Here is a 17,916-nt window from a genome sequence, read left to right on the forward strand (position 1 = left end):
TTGTTGGGTTAGTGTCAGATCTAAAAAATCATTTAAGGGTTCATCGTGAGCGAGCAAAAACAATCATTAAGCTATAAAGACGCTGGTGTCGATATTGATGCGGGTAATGCATTGGTTGAAAACATTAAGGGTGCTGTGAAAAAAACCAATCGTCCTGAAGTTATGGGCGGTTTAGGCGGTTTTGGTGCCGTATGTCAGATACCTGCAGGTTATAAAGAACCTGTACTTATTTCTGGCACTGACGGTGTGGGTACCAAGTTGCGTTTGGCGATTGATCTGAAAAAACATGACACTGTTGGTATCGACTTGGTCGCGATGTGTGTAAATGATTTGCTTGTACTGGGCGCTGAACCGCTTTATTTCCTAGATTACTATGCTACTGGCAAACTTGATGTTGATGTAGCATCAGACGTAGTGAAGGGCATCGCAGAAGGTTGTATCCAATCAGGTTGTGCCCTAGTTGGTGGTGAGACTGCTGAAATGCCAGGCATGTACCATGCGGGTGATTATGACATCGCCGGTTTCTGTACAGGCGTTGCAGAAAAGTCAGAATTGATCACTGGTGATAACGTACAAGCTGGCGATCAACTCATCGCACTGGCGTCATCAGGTCCACACTCGAACGGTTTTTCGTTGATCCGTAAAGTGTTAGAGGTAAACAACACTGATTGTAACGAGATGCTAGGTGATAAAACCATCGGTGAGCACTTACTAGAGCCTACCCGCATTTATGTTAAGTCTGTATTAGCTATGCTAAAAGACGTGAAAGCAACAGCGTTATCACACATCACGGGTGGCGGCTTCTGGGAAAACATTCCACGTGTATTACCTGAAGGTGCTAAGGCCGTTATCGATGGTAACAGCTGGCAGTGGCCTGAAATTTTCAACTGGTTACAAGAAAACGGCAACATCACCACTCATGAGATGTATCGTACCTTTAACTGTGGTGTCGGCATGATCATTGCCGTACCTGCAGATCAGGTTGACAGCGCATTAGCGACATTAAAAGCTCACGGTGAGAATGCATGGCATATTGGTCAAATCGAAACGGCTAATGCTGGCGATGAGCAAGTGGAAATCAAATAATCATGCCACAAAATAAACGCATTGTTGTTTTAATCTCTGGCAGTGGCAGTAATTTGCAGGCTCTTATCGATGCCTGCAATAGCCGTCAAATTGCTGGCGATATCGTCGGTGTGTTATCCAACAAGGCCGACGTGTTCGGCCTTGAACGAGCACAACAAGCCGGCATTGAAAATTGCGTATTAAAACACACTCAGTTCGAATCTCGTGAACAGTACGATGCTGCGCTTGTTGAACAAATCGATGCGTGGCAACCAGATTTGGTGGTATTAGCCGGTTTTATGCGTATCCTTACGGCTGACTTTGTTCAGCACTATAAAGGACGTTTGCTTAATATTCACCCGTCATTATTGCCGAAGTACCAAGGTTTAAATACTCATCAACGCGCTTTAGACGCGGGTGATAAAGAACATGGTGTGAGCGTCCACTTTGTGACTGAAGAGCTAGATGGTGGCCCGGTTATCTTGCAAGCAAAAGTGCCAATTTTTGCCGGCGATCAAGCCGCTGATCTGCAAGCGAGAGTGCATGAGCAAGAGCATCGCATTTACCCGCTAGTCGTCAACTGGTTTTGTACCGACCGCTTAACAATGGGTGAAAACTGTGCCACACTGGACGGAGCTATACTTCCAGCCAGTGGTTACGCAAGCGACGAGTAGTGTCTTCAGCCTGACATGGCGACAGAAATTGAACTTCCTTGCTGCCTGCAGACTCCAACTGGCAATACTATGTCAGACAGGGATCATTATGGGCAGCAATTACCTTCTCAAAGGCATCTTATTGATGCTTACCTTTCCTCTCGTAGCGCTTGCGCAGCAAGAAACCGTTTCATCTCTCGCCAATTTTGAAGCCAAATACAATATAGTCCACGAAGGTGATGTGTTAGGAAAAGCCAAACGCAGCCTTATAAACCACGACGATGGAAGCGTGGAGTTTAACTATCAAACCAATATCAAACGGTTAATTTTTTCCGATCACCGACAAGAGCAAACACAAAATATTATCCGTGATGGTGAAGTGATTCCACTACTCTATCAGTCGAGTCGTGAAGGAACGGGTAAGGATAAGTTTTATAAATGGGCGTTCGATAAAGACAATCAACAAGTCACTAACTTAGTCACTAACCAGAGCAAACAAATTGACTGGCCAGATGGTTTGCAAAGCAAGCTGAGTTTTCATTTACAAACGCGGTTAAACCTCATCAACGGTAAGAAAGAGTTTAACTTTAAAACGTTAACCACCTCCGGTGGCATCAAAGATTACAATTACCAACTTGTTGGCAACGAGCAAATCGACCTACCATATGGTACATTAGATACCGTAAAGCTGATGCGACAAAAACCAGGTAGCGATCGTGTTACCTACGTTTGGTTTGCCCCCGAACTGGATTATTTGATGGTAAAGCTTCATCAAAAGGAAAACAGCTTTAACGACTTTGAAGCACAATTGGTGAGTGTCGACCTCGCTAAAAAATAACCGGTTTTACGGTGTTCAAGTTGCGGAAGCAAATTTTGCAGGATACGTTGTGTTGTTCGATGTAAATCATTCATAGGCGATATGCAGTGCTTGCCCTACGAGCATTGAGCAAATCATTGACATCGCCGCCCGTGTATCAGCAGCATCGTCACCCAAATAACCGACGAATAGTAAAGCTATTGGCTTTGGGCATGTGAGATCACTTTCGGTGGCTTGTGTTGTCCTTGGGCGACTACCTCACCACCAATAAATGCAAGCCATTGCCCTGCATTCATCTTATGCCATTTTTCATCTGAGGTCAGAGGCTGGGTCGCAATCACCGTGACCACATCGTGATCGGTCGTTTCTTTGGTAAAATCGATTGTTACGTCGGCATCGATAAGCCTAGCCGGACCAAATGGGGCTCTGCGCGTGATCCAATGCAAGTTGTTGTAACAATAAGCAAATACAAACTCGCCATCGGATAATATCAAATTAAATACACCGTAGTGGTTTATTTGTAAACACAGCTCACTCATAAAAGCGAATAATGTTGCATTATCTGGGCGAGTATCTGCAAACTGTTGATGCAACCGCTCTAACAACCAAACAAACGCCTGCTCTGAGTCGGTACTGCCAACAGCCTTGCGTTGTTGTGTCGCCAACTCGTGTCGATAGTCCGCTAGCTGGCCATTATGAGCATAGGTAAAATAGCGCCCCCACAACTCAGCAGTAAAAGGATGTGTATTTTCTAAACTGACTTGGCCAACATTGGCTTGACGTACATGACCTATCACCGCTTCACTTTTTATGGGTAACTGGCTTACTAAAGCCGCAATTTCCGATTCATAGCTAGGCTTTGGATCTTTAAAGGTGCGGCAGCCCTTACCGTCGTAAAAGGTAATACCCCAGCCATCTTTGTGTGGACCGGTATTACCACCACGCTGCATTAAACCAGAAAAACTGAAGCAAATGTCTGTTGGCACATTTGCACTCATCGCCAATAATTCGCACATAGCTCACCTTAAAACCGCAATACATATAACAAAAACAACTAACCGGATACAAAGCTAAACCGATTAACTATAACGATAGCAAAAATATCAACCAAATATCGGCTTTATTCGTAATACCTTATGAATAAATTATACTTTGGTTAGGACATGTTGATCTTTGTTTGAACTTTATCCAATCAGCTAATTTTTGTGATAGCAAAGCAGAATGAACGACGCTTGGTTATTCCAAATGAGCGACGTCTGATGCCGCTAGCGCGAAAATTAGCCACAGCCCTGAGGGCTGAGGCTAAAATCGTTTTACTCGGCGTTAAAACTGATGAGTTGAGATGACTAAACAACATAACTTTTGCCTTGATTAATACGATTTTATCTCTCTGTAGGATTATTAAACAAAGGACAGCACACCCTGGCCCCTTGATATTTTATGAATAAAACAATTGAATTTGTTTTGTTTTAATTTTATCCTAACTTAACTGGTACGACCTCCAACCATTAACAACATTTAAAAACAAGGTAAATGGTCCAAGCCATATTGGATCAGATTAAAAATCAACAGGAGTTAACGTGGAATTTTTATTTGGATTAATCGTGTTTATAGCCGTGACTTCGTACTTGGCTTACGCACGTGCGTCGTTGACGTTATTTACCGCTTCGTATGCGGTACTCATGGTTATCGCGAGTGCGTTTTCACTCGTTGGTGTCATCGGCTGGCTAGTCTTTATTGCCGTTGCCGCCATCTTTAATATCACCAGCTTACGTCGAGCCGTTATTAGCAACACCTTACTGGGTGCCTTTAAAAAGGTTATGCCGGAAATGTCTTCTACAGAGCGAGAAGCATTAAATGCGGGTACCACATGGTTCGAAGCCGAATTATTTAAAGGTGATCCTAGCTGGGATAAATTACACAGTTTTCCACAACCTCGACTGACTCAAGAAGAGCAAGCGTTCCTTGACGGCCCGGTAGAAGAAGTGTGTCGTATGGTTGATGATTGGGAAGTCACTCATGAGCTAGCCGATTTACCACCGGAGATTTGGCAATACCTTAAAGACCACAAATTCTTTGCGATGATCATCAAAAAGCAATACGGCGGTCTAGAATTTAGCGCCTACGCTCAATCTCGCGTATTACAAAAGCTCAGCGGTGCGTCTATTGTTTTGGCATCAACGGTTGGTGTGCCAAACTCCCTTGGCCCTGGCGAACTGTTGCAGCACTATGGTACCAAAGAGCAACAAGATCACTACTTACCTCGACTGGCAACGGGTGAAGAAATTCCATGTTTCGCCTTAACAAGTCCTGAAGCGGGTTCTGATGCCGGTGCAATTCCTGATTTTGGTATCGTATGTAAGGGTACCTTTGAGGGCAAAGACGTACTTGGTATGCGCCTAACCTGGAACAAGCGTTACATTACACTTGCGCCTGTATCCACCATCTTAGGCTTAGCATTCAAACTTTACGATCCAGACAAGTTACTAGGTGAACAAACCGATCTCGGTATCACTTGTGCGTTGATCCCAACCGATATTGAAGGCGTTATTACCGGTCGTCGCCATTTTCCATTAAACGTGCCATTCCAAAATGGCCCAACGCAAGGTACCGATGTATTTGTACCGCTAGACTTTATCATTGGTGGTGCAACCATGGCTGGCCAAGGTTGGCGTATGTTGGTTGAATGCCTATCGGTTGGCCGTGCTATCACCTTGCCATCAAACTCTGCAGGTGGGGTAAAACAAGCTGCCATGGCATCGGGTGCGTATAGCCGTATTCGTCGCCAATTCAAATTACCGATTGGTAAAATGGAAGGTATTGAAGAAGCACTTGCACGCATCGGTGGTAACGCTTATTTAATGGACGCCGTCACAACGATGTCGACCGGTGCTGTTGATTTAGGTGAAAAGCCATCGGTTATTTCCGCTATTTGTAAGTACCACCTTACTGAAAAAATGCGTGATTGTGTTATTGATGCCATGGATATCCACGGTGGTAAAGGCATCTGTATGGGGCCAGGTAACTACCTAGCACGTGGTTACCAAGGTGCGCCTATCGCCATTACCGTCGAAGGGGCAAACATCCTTACCCGCAATATGATCATTTACGGTCAAGGTGCGATTCGTTGTCATCCATACGTGTTAGCTGAAATGGAAGCGGCGGCCAATACGGATGTTATCCAAGGTCAAGTAGACTTTGATCAGGCATTGTTCGGCCACATGGGCTTCACCATTTCCAACTTAGTCCGCTCAAAACTGTTTGCCTGGTTCGGTACTCGTTTTGTTTCTTCGCCATTTAAAGACGAAACCAAGCGCTATTACCGTCAAATGACCAAATTCAGTGCCAATTTAGCCTTGCTATCAGACTTGTCGATGGCGGTATTAGGGGGCGACTTAAAACGTCGTGAACGTATGTCGGCTCGCCTTGGTGATGTATTGAGTTACCTATACCTTGCATCGGCAACCTTAAAACGTTTTGATGACGAAGGTCGTCAACAAGAAGATAAAGCGTTAATGATGTGGGCGGTTGAAGACTGTCTATACAAATGTGAGCAAGCACTTAAAGAGATTTGCGAGAACTTCCCGAACAAGGCTGTTGGTAAAATGTTCAAGCTGATGGTGATGCCATTTGGCCCGTCACTGCGCAAGCCATCAGATAAACTTGATCACAAAATCGCCCGCATTATGCAAACGCCAAGTGCCGCGCGTGATCGTATAGGTCAAGGCCAGTACTTGAACAAGGCCGATGGCAACGTATTTGGTCAGCTTGAAATAGCTCTTGAGAACATGATTGCCTGTGAAGCCATTGTCGATAAGATCAATGCAGCAACCGGTAAGCGCAACCCTATGGTTAAACTTGATGAGCTAGCAGCATCAGCGCTTGAGCAAGCCATCATCACCGATGCTGAAGCAGAAATCATGACGACCACAGAAACGCAACGTAAAGCTGTCATCAATGTTGATGATTTCGATCCATACGAGTTAATCGCTAATAAAGAAAAGCATTTGGCCAATCTAAAAGCCAATAGCGATGAACAGGCTGCTTAAGCAAGCCTTATAGCGAACTCTGATAAGACAAAGCCGAGTCACATGACTCGGCTTTTTTATGCGTGTGATGATCTGTTTATTGATGGTTTGCGGTCTTAATTAGCAAATTTGAGAAGCAAGTGTGCAATATCAATGCCGTTACTCAACGATCTCTTGTTAACCGGGTTAATCGTGCCCTATAAGATAGCTATATGGCTCTCGCGTAGATAAACATATCTGTGGTTGGTTTTGCTGATGTGCATGGAAATGCCTTTCGTAAAACGCGTAGTATTTCAAAACCGTTTAACTCCAAATGCTTTTTAATATGCTCAAATTGATGGTAGTAAATATAGACTTGGTCGCCAGCACTCGATGTTTCTAACCCTGAACGAGTATCTGCGTCTTCCATCGCGCTAAGGTGAAAAATACCACCGGCATGCAGCAGTTTTCGGGCATTGCTAATCAATATTTCCACATCCCGTTTCGATAAGTAAGGTGCGCAAAAACCACAAAGGATGGCATCATATTTACGATTAACTTGCCCTACCTCTCTGCAGTCCATAACAGCAAAGGTCGCCGTTGGGTTATTCGCTTTTGCTAAGTCGACCATATTCGGTGCAATATCAATACCAAACCATTGATAATCGGCACGTTTGTTCAGCATGTAACGCGATATATTGCCTGGACCACAGCCTAGTTCAAATATCTTCGCATGTGGTGTGTCAACTAAATCACAAAAGGCATCATAAGTATCTAAGTAGAAATCAAAATCCATATACTTAGCCTGATATCTATTAGCTAACTTATTAAAGGTACTTGCGGTGATTTGGTAACTGTCCATTTATTATTGCTTCCATAACGATAGCGTGCGTATTCAATCTTGCTGATATACTCGCATGGTTATTTAGCGGAGGTAAATATAATTTGGGGGTGCATATCAGCACTAAAGAAAATGACTGGTTAAGATAGTGAAGAAAAGCTGACCTAGCCGAAGTGAGCCAACCGCATATTGTAGCGAACCTGAAATTAGTGACTCTTCGCTGCGCTTAGTTCAACTAATGCAGCTCAGCTTATTTTGATTGCGACTCAACAAACGCTTTAAATTGTTGCTGATTGCGCTCAGATTGCTTTTTAAATATCGATGGCATTAACATCGCCATCAGACGAACAAAGCCACTGCATTTAAATTCGTTTTTACAAATCCAACGGGTTTTATCGTCTCCCAAATCAATAAATTGATTTTCCATCAAGTTCCACACATTGTCTGTTTCATATACCGCACAATATTTATCTGGCAATTGATTAACCGTTATCACTTCGGTCATCACTACCTCTTTATTTCCCATGTTATAGAGCAAGCGTGATTCGGTACCAACCTTGCCCGGTTCACCATTGATCACCTCAACACCAAGCAAGTTATGTTGCCATGACAACAAATTATCGCTGTCAATAAACAACGTGATGACCTCGTTGATAGGACGATTGATGTCGATTTCTACGCTGTAATTCATTTATGAGCCTAATAAAGAGTTAGCTAGGACGCGTTAAGCTTTGTTTGTTTTTTTACAATCAGCCATTTTTTGTGATCGCAAAGTAGAATGAGCGAAGTTTGATTATTCCAAATGAGAGAATTCTTATGCTGATAGCGCGAAAAATAGCGATTTCCCTAGGGCTCGCTGAAATCGCCTTACTCTGCGTTCAAATTGATGACGTTAGCAGACTAGTTTACATGCCTAAACACCATAATTTTCGCCTTAATTCACTCGATTTAAGCTCTCAATAAAATAATGAAACAAAGGTCAACACGCCCTAGACTATAATCGCTAGTTTTGCCTTTAGCCAATTATCTCACTGAATACAGCAAGCAAATTGCGATTGAGTAATCGTTAATCCCTGCTAATCACGTCATAACGCACCAACAAAATCAGAATCGACAATCGCTAAAATTGATCGTTAACACCACCACACTGGCGTAATTATTTCAAATATAACCAAATGATTAGGGGTAAATAGTTGAATCGTGATGCAGCCGCGATTGAACGGCAAAGGACTTTAACTTTAGTAAGAGCAAAGGTTTCTGCTACGGCAAACGCCAAAAACAAAAAAACAGCCTTGAGGCTGTTGATGCTAGCTTGCTTGATATCGCAAGAGAATGTTGGCGGAGTGGACGGGACTCGAACCCGCGACCCCCGGCGTGACAGGCCGGTATTCTAACCAACTGAACTACCACTCCGCACAGGAATCTGCATTTTACGTTGTTATCACATAGATGTATTGGCGGAGTGGACGGGACTCGAACCCGCGACCCCCGGCGTGACAGGCCGGTATTCTAACCAACTGAACTACCACTCCACACTGGAATCTACATAACAATCAATTTATTGCTTATCAAAATATTGGCGGAGTGGACGGGACTCGAACCCGCGACCCCCGGCGTGACAGGCCGGTATTCTAACCAACTGAACTACCACTCCGCAGCAATCTGCATTTTGATATGTGTTTGTATTTTGCCTCAAATCGTTGGCGGAGTGGACGGGACTCGAACCCGCGACCCCCGGCGTGACAGGCCGGTATTCTAACCAACTGAACTACCACTCCGCATAGGATTTGATGTTTATATCGTTGGCGGAGTGGACGGGACTCGAACCCGCGACCCCCGGCGTGACAGGCCGGTATTCTAACCAACTGAACTACCACTCCGCATCGATATAAATGCAAGCAACACAAACATGAAGAAAAGTAATTGGCGGAGTGGACGGGACTCGAACCCGCGACCCCCGGCGTGACAGGCCGGTATTCTAACCAACTGAACTACCACTCCGCAGCACTTTCTTCAACAACGTGTCGTTGAATGCGGAGCGAATAATACGGGTATGCCAGTAATGAGTCAACAATTTTTTTAATAAAAATATTCAAGTGAACAAATGTCATACAAAGCGCTAAATTTATCGACAATCTGTCGGCATTTTACCCGTTTAATCCGCTTGCTTTACGCTCTCTGAGCGCCAAACACTTTGCCCTGACTTCTCTTCTATAATTGCCAAACGCGTATCATGAGCATCGAGTTCGGCTTGGGTTGCGCGAATTATCGTCAATGGCGGACGATTCGGATCTAATCGACGGATACCTGATGCATCACTATCGCCATGTTCGTCTTGGTTTAATGATAACGTGTTTTGGTAACGCGTCATTTCAATGTAGACATACGCTAACAACTGAGCATCAATTAATGCGCCATGGTAGGTACGGTCAACCAGTTTCTCTACACCATAATGGCGAGCCAAGAAATCAAGGGTTTTAGGTGAACCAAATTCATCTCGCGAGGTTTTCAAGGTATCGGTAACACCGCAGATATCATGGGTCCTTGGTAAACCGCGACGGGTCATGGCAAATTCGTGATCCATAAAGCCGACATCGAATCGGGCATTGTGAATAACTAACTCTGAACCTTTGATGAAATCAATAAACTCATCTGCTACCTGATTGAATAACGGTTTATCCGCTAAAAACTCATTGGTTAAGCCATGGACGTTGATAACCTCTTGCTCCATGTGCATCTGTGGATTAACGTACGCATGAAAAGTACGACCGGTGAACTTTCGATTAACCAGCTCAACACAACCGATTTCAACAATTCGGTGCCCCTGCTTAGGGTCGATACCCGTGGTTTCGGTATCGAGCACGACTAAGCGCTCTGATTCAGTATGCATAACAATAAATCCTGCTGTGCCATTGCAAACAACGTTTACTCTGGTCTTTAAAAACTAACGCTACCTTGTGCCTATGTTAACTGATAAACTGCCGATTAAAAACAACGGCAGTGTAATGATATGAGCAAACACGTAGAAATTTATACCGATGGTTCTTGTTTGGGGAACCCTGGACCTGGCGGATACGGTGCCATACTGATCTATAAAGGTAGTGACAAGGTGCATCGAAAAGAAATCAGCCAAGGTTACCAAAGAACCACCAATAATCGGATGGAGATGTTAGCTTGCGTCAAAGCCCTATCGGCATTAACTGAACCTTGCCACATTGCTTTGACCACCGATAGTCAATACGTGCGCCAAGGCATCACGAGCTGGATCCACAACTGGGTAAAAAATAACTGGCGGACAGCAAGCAAACAGCCCGTTAAAAATGTCGACCTTTGGCAAGCATTGCACGCGCAAACACAAAAACATAAAGTCGACTGGCATTGGGTTAAAGGTCACAGTGGTCACCCAGAAAATGAACGTTGTGATGAATTGGCACGAACGGCTGCCGAAGGCAATGACTTACAGGTTGATGTAGGTTACAAAGAATAACGTACTGCCATATTACTTTGACCACACACAAACAGCTAAGTGGGTTAATTAAGAGAGTTAATAAAATCTTACTGACGTCAACTTAATTTTACTAAAAGGCATGCTTACCAGCATGCCTTTTGTTTTACCGTGCCATTCGCTCTTGCTCTTACCGGCACAATCAGACAAAATCTTTGGTATATATTATTCCATTACGTAATAACAAAAAGTAACGCACAAAATAAGAGCATCGTTATGGCCATTCAAATACAACACTTTTTTCATCAGCCTACTTTCACCTTAAGTTACATCGTTTTTGATGATGTAAGCGGCGACGCTGCGATTATCGATCCTGCTCTCGACTTCGACCCTGTCGCGAGTGCCGTCGATGTTAGTTTTAGTCAAACGCTCATTCACTTTATCGAAAGTAGACAATTAACGTTACGATACATCTTAGAAACTCACGCCCATGCCGATCACATTTCGAGTGCATTTTATATAAAACAGCATCTTGGCGGTAAAATAGCGATTGGTCGTCACATTACCGATATTCAAAAGACCTTTAAAACAGTATTCAACTTAATCAAAGACTTCAATACCGATGGTGTTCAGTTTGATTTACTGTTAGACGAAGGCGATTGTTTGCCGCTTGGTCAGCACACAGTCAAGGTATTAGAAACCCCAGGTCACACACCAGACAGTCTAACGTATGTGATAAATGATAACGCCTTTGTGGGTGATACATTGTTTATGCCTGATTCTGGTTCTGCACGTTGCGACTTCCCAGGGGGTGATGCCCGTTTACTTTATCAGTCAATTCATAAAATCTATGCGTTGGGCGATGAGACTAAGTTATATATGTGCCATGATTACCAGCCTGGTGGGCGCGAATTGCGTTTTGTTACAACGGTTGCCGAGCAAAAAGCCGATAATATTCAAATCAATGATGGTGTGAGTGAAGCGCAATATGTCCAAGTACGCGAAGCCCGCGATGCCACATTGGCAAATCCCAAGCTAATATACCCATCTCTGCAATGTAATATTCAAGCGGGTAATCTACCAGCTCCTGAAGAAGATAATCAACGTTACTTTAAAACCCCTATTCAAGGTGTTGAGAAACTGGCTCCGTAACGCTGTTAAGAGAGCATTCCTAAACGGGAAAGATCAGGCAATCAATACTTCATGGTCTTTCACAACGTCATAAAAGGAATGCTCGCCCCCTTCATGTTGTTGGATGCTATCTCGTAACGTTAAAAAGAGGCTCTGAACTGCCAAGTTGTGCCATTTTGAGTCATTCAGCGACATATTCACACAACGAATAGACCCACAATAACAGACGTTTAACTAATTCGCTTTGGAACAGGAATACGTTACCAGAGCAGTGGTAATTAAACCACAATTGCAGGCGTTTTTAACCAAAGTAAAGATATTTCCGTGCCTTGTTGATCAGATGAAATATCAATCTTCATATTGGTTTTTTCACACAGTCGTTTTACCAATGACAAGCCAATACCAAAACCTGTGCTGCTTTCCCCTTTACTGCCTGATTGATAGACATTCGATAATAACTCTGGGGCAATCCCTTCACCGGAATCTTTAATCGTGAGTTTACCTGATTGATATTGAATGCGAATAATCCCTTGCTCGGTATGTTGAAAGGCATTAGAAATTAAATTTCCAATAACAATTTGCATCGCTAATTTGCTGCCGAAAACGTTCTCATTAGGCTCGACATCAAGGTCTAGCTCAATATCTTTATCTTCTATTGCCTTATGATGCTCTAATATAGATTGTTCGATGATCGGTAAAATCGCAACATCGTCATATTGAAAACTCTCTTCTCTAGCTAGCGCTAATAGGCCTTCAATACATTGCTGCATTTGTATTTGGGCATCTGTTAATCGCTTAGCTAATATGCGTTGCTCTTTCGTTAACTCAGTTGCCTGTAATAACGTTAACGCACCTTGGTTTATCGCAATAGGGGTGCGTAACTCGTGAGAGACGTCACGAGTAAAATGCTGCTCTCTCTCAATAAACTGACTAATTCTCACCATGGCTTGATCTAATTCTTTAGCAAACAAACCTATTTCATCATTGGCAAAATCTTTAGAAAACCCTTTTGGTAACTCTTGCTCTTGAATTTTCGATAAGATGCTAACCAATTTGCCCATAGGTCTAACAATTCGCTTAGCTAACGACCATGACATTAACCCGACAACAACACCAATGATTAATAGCAGCACCAGTTGGGTTTTCACCATACTTCCTTTGATGCTGCGCACAACTAAATAGTCACTGACTTCTGCGAGTAAAAATCCGTCTGGTAATTTCTTCAAATGATAGTGTTTCTGGTTTTGTCCAGGAAACTCAATTCGTTCCGGCTCTTCATTCAGTAATGTTTGAACAGAGATAGGTAACTGTTCAATCGATTGATAATATTTTACAAAAGATAAGCTAGGGCTTGGTGACAAGCCTTTATTCAACTGCTGTTGCACATGGCTCATTTCATTATTTAATAATTTGTAAAACAACGAATCTTCAACATGGTAGCTAAAAAGCAATGATAAACCGGAGAAAAGTAAACTAATAAAGGTCGCGCTGGTAATAAAATAGACCAGAATACGAGTACGAATTTGGTTAGAGAACATAATAGCCTTCATGTCACATTAAGACTCTAAAGATAAACTAAAACCTATGCCATGCATGGTTTTAATAATCGCGTGAGCATAAGGCTTATCAAGCGCTTTTCTGAGCTGATATAAATGCGAACGTAAAGCATCCGATGACGTTTGTTCATCTCCCCAAATTCGTTCACACAGCTCGCTACGGGTGATCGCTCTTGGATAGGCCTCCATCAAGATTTGTAAAATCATCAAAGGAATAGGCTGCAAATGCACATGTTGATGATTTCTTGTCACCGTTTTTCTCGATATATCGAGGGATAAAAGCTGCTCTCCTTGACCTAGGGTTATCACTTTCGGCTGATTTAATGTATGACGTTGAGCAAGCGCAAGACATCGAACATAAAGCTCTTCAAGTGCAAAAGGTTTGGTTAAGTAATCATCCGCACCTTGAGCAAAACCCGTTAGCTTATCATCTAAAGTATCTCTAGCCGTTAACATGATGATAGGGATATGACGATCTGACTTTTCACGTAAAATTTTACAGACCGTTAAACCATCCATTTTCGGCATTGCAATATCTAAAACGACGACATGATAATATTGACTTAATGCCAATTGACAAGCTTGTTCACCGTCATAGGCAAAGTCTAATAAAATATGTTTAGCTTCGAAGAACGTTGCAATGTTTTGACTAATTGCAACATTATCTTCGACCACCAGAACTTTTAATTCTGTCGGCTTCACTGATACCACCCTGAAAGTTGTTGATAATAGCCTTTTGGTAAAAGATGACCACCATCAAAGGTAATGTGCTTTTTATCTTCCGTTAAAAATACAGAGAATAAATCGCTATTTTGTTCACTCGATGCATATTCATCATCATTGGCTGTCACTAACCATACTTTATCAATATCTAAACCATTTGCGATATTTTTTGGCGCGACAATCGCAACTTTATCATCAAGGTATGGTGGCACAATCGATAAAACGTGTTCGATTCGCTCATCAATGCCGGCAAGAAGTAGCGCAACATGACCTCCCATGCTGTAACCGGCAACACGAGTTTGTCTTTGATCGAATTGAGGTTGCTGATCTAGCCAATCTAATAACACGCGATGATCTTTAACGGTATCAATGATCATTTGCTCATAAGGCTCTCGCTCTCCCCAAATATGCATATTATCTATAATATCGATAACGCTGTTGTCTAACTCTTTACGTTTACCATGGTTGCGACTATCAATAGCAATCACAGCAAAGCCATTAGCTAGTGCCTGCTCGGTAATTTTATGCGTTTGCTCTAATGTCGGACGCTCTTTGAAGCTATCCATCCACCAGCGATTCTCACTTCGCCCCATCGCATGTACGCCCAACAAAACAGGTATTTTTTTGGCGCTTAAGTCTTTTGGATAAGCAATTCGACCATTAACTTTAGCGCCATCAAAACTGGTGTAGGTAAACTCAAACTGATCATCATCAATTTTGACCATATCCATATCAATCGACCTGTGTTGATAGCTATATCTTTTTTCAATCATTTCAGGTGTTACTTGATAATCTTTTAGCCCCCAAATGCCATACCAAATTCCACCTAATACAATAAATATGCCTGCTAATGTTGTCATAATTTTCTTCCAATTATTTTTGAACCCATTCATGAGTTAATAACCTTATTAAGCAGCTCTGAAACTTGTTCGTTATCAGGAAAGTTTTTGCGTGCTTGCTTTAATAATTGCGTTGCGGTGGATAAATCACTTTTATCAAGGTAGGTTTGCGCAATTGCAAGGGCTAACATCGGATGATTAATCTCAGGCTGAGTTAATTCCATTAGCATCAAAGCAACATTGCGCTGCATTTCTGTACTGGCATATTGACTTTGATAAAAACCAAACATGGCAAGTAACATCGGGTTATAGTTTTGTTTGTTGGTGATAAACTCCTGTTTAGCTCCCACTCTATCTAAATAAAACCGTTCAACCAGTTTAATGGTGTTGTCATCTTTAAACGTTGGCAAACCTTGCGTTGGTAAGCCGAGTTTTTCAACGACGGCGATAGCACTATCTGCTGTTGAAAATGGATTTTGGCCAGTGATCAAGCGACCATCAACACTCACTTGATTAAGCATTAAACCATCTTTAATCACCTTTGCGCCTTGAGCGATAAGATCATCTTCTAACGAAAAAGGTAATTGCCATTTCTTAGTAAACGCCCCTTCTTCTAAATTGGTAAAGGCAGAAATTCGTTTATCCGCCACTAAATAACTGCCATCGTTTAATTTGATGTCAAGTAACGCCGCAGGGCCATGACAAACAGCGGCGACCACACCTTGTTGCTGATATATTTCCTTGATGATACTTTTAACCTCTTGGTTAACCGCTAAATCATACATAGGGCCTTTACCCCCAACAACGTAAACAGCATCATAGTTAGCAGGCTTAATTTTGCTAAGCTCAATGGAATTGTCGAGTTTTTTAACCGCAGCTTTATCTTCTAAAAAGGTTTTGTTGTAAGGCTTTTCTTTATCAAAGTTGTCGGTAATTAACGCGCCGCCATTAGGGGAAGTAAAGGTGACATTGATACCAGCCGCTTTAAACACAAGGTAAGATTTACTCATTTCATCAAACTCGTAGCCCGGTTTGATCAATTCACCTTGTTCGTCTTTCTCGCCATAGCTACTTAGCACCATCAATACGTTTTTATCATCAGCAATAGCGGCTAAGCTAGCAAAGGTAGTTAAAACACTAAAACATACAGGTAGTAATTTTTTCATTATTTCTCTCCAACAAATTGACTGTTCGCTAAATTAGCAAAGCCATCGTGAATAAAATGTGAAGAAAAATATAAAAATGCTTACCGAGAAAAATTAAAGAATGCGGTTGATACCTAACCGCAGAGTCGAGCTTGCAACGTACGCTATATCGCCGACCGACGCAAACGTGCCCGTGCCCGTGCCATGAACAGCCTTGTAGTAATTACTCATATATGTGCATTTTGAAGCCCAAGCTAAGCCGCGTTAGGCTTATTCATCAAACGATTACGCGTTAACAATCTATTCCGTTACTGTGGCTCGGATGTGAATCCAAACCGTGGTTACGTTTTAACTGCAAAGTAACACTGAAGTGGTCTAATATTTAATTCACTTAGTATTGGTTATCGACAACGGTCAGGTGTACAGTGGATCTTCAACAAAAAGATAAAGGCGTTATTGCCGTGATATTAAAGCGCTTTGAAACAGAGCGCTTACCAAAAGTGAAAAAGCTGCAAGCGAAAGTCGATGCTGGTGGCGTGTTAGATGAATACGATATCGCCTTTTTGCAGCAAGTTTTTGACGATGCGCATCAAGTGATGGATGTGGTTAAGCGCCATCCAGAATACGGTAAATTAGCCAAAGGTGTATTACATATGTACAACGACATCATGTCTAAATCGCAGGTCAATAGCAAATAACATCACTGATCTTCAATCACCAACCGTCACTCTCACGACATTTATTCATCAGTAACTGACGCTATTTGTTCAGTAGGCGAAAATGTCGGTGACTTAGAAGTGCCGATTGTTTTATGGCGATTATTGTGCTGAAAGTAATGCGAGCATTTTTTGGATGTACGGTTTATTAATCTCTGCTAACAGTAATGGGTTAGCCAGAGCATAAAGGTAATCTTCAACGTCACTGCCATCAATGTCATCACGACTCTCAATAAACTCAGCCCACATTTCCAGTTCATCTGCGCTGAATTTGTCATCAAGATACATCGTTAGCACATCCACTAATACCGTTACCGTAACCTCCAAGTAAACCGTGTCGCTATGGTGAGGATATGTTAGTAAGTCTCTATAGGCTTGCTCTTTATTATCACCAACGGTGACAATTTGTTTTAGAGCTTCAGCTCTGCTCATGCTCATAGTTGTTCGCTACCCCTGACTATTCGGCTTTGGCTCGTTTTACCGACGACTTTTCAGTGTCGATAGCAACGGGAAACTCAGTTAGGTTATAGCGTGCACGGTGATCAAAACGGCACGCTACCAACAATATAGATGCAACAATGAACTGAGCTACTAATACATTTAAAGTGATCATTTGCCACCAAAAACACAATGCCGCTTGGACAAAAAAGTCTCCACATACCGCCACCACGAGCACCCCATAATAGCGCGGCCAAAGCTTTTTAAGCCATTCGCCGGCACTCGGTCGACGGGCCATTAATAAAATAAACAATATGAGTCCGGGAATACCCGTTACCAGTGCCATATAGAGAGCCTGCGGATCGGGGTAAACATACTTAATCAATGCCAACTTATCGCGCATATTGCTGAAACTGAGCAATGCCACAGCATAGCCTTTGATAAGGTAAAGTAAGATAGCATAGTAAAACCACGATAACTTCAAGCAATCAAAGTTATCAAAGTCTTTTACAGAATAGCGAGCTAATGGGTGTTGCATAA

17 protein-coding genes and 6 tRNA genes are annotated in these 17,916 nt (G+C 42.5%); 7 read left to right on the top strand and 16 right to left on the bottom strand.

What is annotated here, in order from left to right; translation table 11 throughout:
* Positions 1 to 45 precede the first annotated feature (45 nt).
* From purM to ACAX20_RS10365, 3 genes are all read left to right on the top strand, one after another.
* Positions 46 to 1,086, top strand: a complete 1,041-nt coding sequence (gene purM, locus ACAX20_RS10355) for a phosphoribosylformylglycinamidine cyclo-ligase (protein WP_371185983.1) — start codon at positions 46 to 48, stop codon at positions 1,084 to 1,086.
* Between the two features lie 2 nt (positions 1,087 to 1,088).
* Positions 1,089 to 1,739 carry a phosphoribosylglycinamide formyltransferase gene (gene purN / locus ACAX20_RS10360; RefSeq protein WP_371185985.1) on the top strand — a complete coding sequence of 217 codons (651 nt, stop codon included), beginning with the start codon at positions 1,089 to 1,091 and terminating at the stop codon, positions 1,737 to 1,739.
* A gap of 88 nt (positions 1,740 to 1,827) precedes the next feature.
* Positions 1,828 to 2,556 carry a DUF3108 domain-containing protein gene (locus ACAX20_RS10365; protein WP_371185987.1) on the top strand — a complete coding sequence of 243 codons (729 nt, stop codon included), beginning with the start codon at positions 1,828 to 1,830 and terminating at the stop codon, positions 2,554 to 2,556.
* 176 nt (positions 2,557 to 2,732) lie between these two features.
* Here ACAX20_RS10365 and ACAX20_RS10370 read toward each other — a convergent pair whose 3' ends face one another.
* The gene (locus ACAX20_RS10370) at positions 2,733 to 3,551 is read right to left on the bottom strand and encodes a class II glutamine amidotransferase (protein WP_371185989.1); all 819 of its coding nucleotides are present in this window, start codon (positions 3,549 to 3,551) and stop codon (positions 2,733 to 2,735) included.
* 564 nt (positions 3,552 to 4,115) lie between these two features.
* On the opposite strand from ACAX20_RS10370, the gene fadE reads away from it, so the two are divergent.
* Positions 4,116 to 6,584, top strand: a complete 2,469-nt coding sequence (gene fadE, locus ACAX20_RS10375) for an acyl-CoA dehydrogenase FadE (RefSeq protein WP_371185991.1) — start codon at positions 4,116 to 4,118, stop codon at positions 6,582 to 6,584.
* Positions 6,585 to 6,771: 187 nt separating this feature from the next.
* Here the strand turns inward: fadE and ACAX20_RS10380 are convergent, their stop codons facing one another.
* From ACAX20_RS10380 to dnaQ, 9 genes are all read right to left on the bottom strand, one after another.
* Positions 6,772 to 7,404, bottom strand: a complete 633-nt coding sequence (locus ACAX20_RS10380; RefSeq protein ID WP_371185993.1) for a trans-aconitate 2-methyltransferase — start codon at positions 7,402 to 7,404, stop codon at positions 6,772 to 6,774.
* 229 nt (positions 7,405 to 7,633) lie between these two features.
* Positions 7,634 to 8,074, bottom strand: a complete 441-nt coding sequence (locus ACAX20_RS10385; RefSeq protein ID WP_371185995.1) for an SRPBCC family protein — start codon at positions 8,072 to 8,074, stop codon at positions 7,634 to 7,636.
* A 645-nt stretch (positions 8,075 to 8,719) separates the two neighbouring features.
* A tRNA-Asp gene (locus ACAX20_RS10390) sits at positions 8,720 to 8,796 on the bottom strand.
* 42 nt (positions 8,797 to 8,838) lie between these two features.
* Positions 8,839 to 8,915 (bottom strand) — tRNA-Asp (locus ACAX20_RS10395).
* 45 nt (positions 8,916 to 8,960) lie between these two features.
* Positions 8,961 to 9,037 (bottom strand) — tRNA-Asp (locus ACAX20_RS10400).
* Between the two features lie 47 nt (positions 9,038 to 9,084).
* A tRNA-Asp gene (locus tag ACAX20_RS10405) sits at positions 9,085 to 9,161 on the bottom strand.
* A 25-nt stretch (positions 9,162 to 9,186) separates the two neighbouring features.
* Positions 9,187 to 9,263: transfer RNA gene (locus tag ACAX20_RS10410), tRNA-Asp, on the bottom strand.
* Between the two features lie 44 nt (positions 9,264 to 9,307).
* Positions 9,308 to 9,384: transfer RNA gene (locus ACAX20_RS10415), tRNA-Asp, on the bottom strand.
* Positions 9,385 to 9,538: 154 nt separating this feature from the next.
* Positions 9,539 to 10,273 carry a DNA polymerase III subunit epsilon gene (gene dnaQ / locus ACAX20_RS10420; protein ID WP_371185997.1) on the bottom strand — a complete coding sequence of 245 codons (735 nt, stop codon included), beginning with the start codon at positions 10,271 to 10,273 and terminating at the stop codon, positions 9,539 to 9,541.
* Between the two features lie 120 nt (positions 10,274 to 10,393).
* Between dnaQ and rnhA the strand changes: the two genes are divergently transcribed.
* On the top strand, positions 10,394 to 10,870 hold the full coding sequence (rnhA, locus tag ACAX20_RS10425) for a ribonuclease HI (protein WP_371185999.1): 477 nt from the start codon (positions 10,394 to 10,396) through the stop codon (positions 10,868 to 10,870).
* Positions 10,871 to 11,104: 234 nt separating this feature from the next.
* The gene (locus ACAX20_RS10430) at positions 11,105 to 11,980 is read left to right on the top strand and encodes an MBL fold metallo-hydrolase (protein WP_371186001.1); all 876 of its coding nucleotides are present in this window, start codon (positions 11,105 to 11,107) and stop codon (positions 11,978 to 11,980) included.
* Between the two features lie 257 nt (positions 11,981 to 12,237).
* On the opposite strand, the gene ACAX20_RS10435 is transcribed toward ACAX20_RS10430, so the two are convergent.
* From ACAX20_RS10435 to ACAX20_RS10450, 4 genes are read right to left on the bottom strand one after another with little or no spacing between them, the layout of a single operon-like run.
* Positions 12,238 to 13,497: a sensor histidine kinase gene (locus ACAX20_RS10435; RefSeq protein ID WP_371186003.1), complete on the bottom strand. Its 1,260-nt coding sequence runs from the start codon at positions 13,495 to 13,497 to the stop codon at positions 12,238 to 12,240.
* 18 nt (positions 13,498 to 13,515) lie between these two features.
* Entirely contained in the window at positions 13,516 to 14,217 is a 702-nt protein-coding gene (locus ACAX20_RS10440; protein ID WP_371186005.1) for a response regulator transcription factor, read from the bottom strand.
* The gene (locus ACAX20_RS10445) at positions 14,214 to 15,098 is read right to left on the bottom strand and encodes an alpha/beta fold hydrolase (protein WP_371186007.1); all 885 of its coding nucleotides are present in this window, start codon (positions 15,096 to 15,098) and stop codon (positions 14,214 to 14,216) included. Before ACAX20_RS10445 ends, ACAX20_RS10440 begins: the two co-directional genes overlap by 4 nt.
* A 29-nt stretch (positions 15,099 to 15,127) precedes the next feature.
* A complete protein-coding gene (locus tag ACAX20_RS10450; protein WP_371186009.1) occupies positions 15,128 to 16,243 on the bottom strand; it encodes a type 1 glutamine amidotransferase domain-containing protein in 1,116 nt (371 codons plus the stop codon).
* 404 nt (positions 16,244 to 16,647) lie between these two features.
* Here ACAX20_RS10450 and ACAX20_RS10455 point away from each other — a divergent pair, with 404 nt between their 5' ends.
* A complete protein-coding gene (locus tag ACAX20_RS10455; RefSeq protein WP_371186011.1) occupies positions 16,648 to 16,920 on the top strand; it encodes a hypothetical protein in 273 nt (90 codons plus the stop codon).
* Positions 16,921 to 17,040: 120 nt separating this feature from the next.
* Here the strand turns inward: ACAX20_RS10455 and ACAX20_RS10460 are convergent, their stop codons facing one another.
* Together ACAX20_RS10460 and ACAX20_RS10465 are read right to left on the bottom strand one after the other, a co-directional pair.
* Entirely contained in the window at positions 17,041 to 17,376 is a 336-nt protein-coding gene (locus ACAX20_RS10460; protein ID WP_371186013.1) for a hypothetical protein, read from the bottom strand.
* A gap of 19 nt (positions 17,377 to 17,395) precedes the next feature.
* Positions 17,396 to 17,914 (bottom strand): DUF2919 family protein, encoded by a 519-nt coding sequence (locus ACAX20_RS10465; protein WP_371186015.1) that lies wholly within the window; start codon positions 17,912 to 17,914, stop codon positions 17,396 to 17,398.
* Positions 17,915 to 17,916 lie beyond the last annotated feature (2 nt).

This window comes from Thalassotalea sp. Sam97 (assembly GCF_041379765.1).
GTDB classification, from domain to species: Bacteria; Pseudomonadota; Gammaproteobacteria; order Enterobacterales; family Alteromonadaceae; genus Thalassotalea_A; species Thalassotalea_A maritima.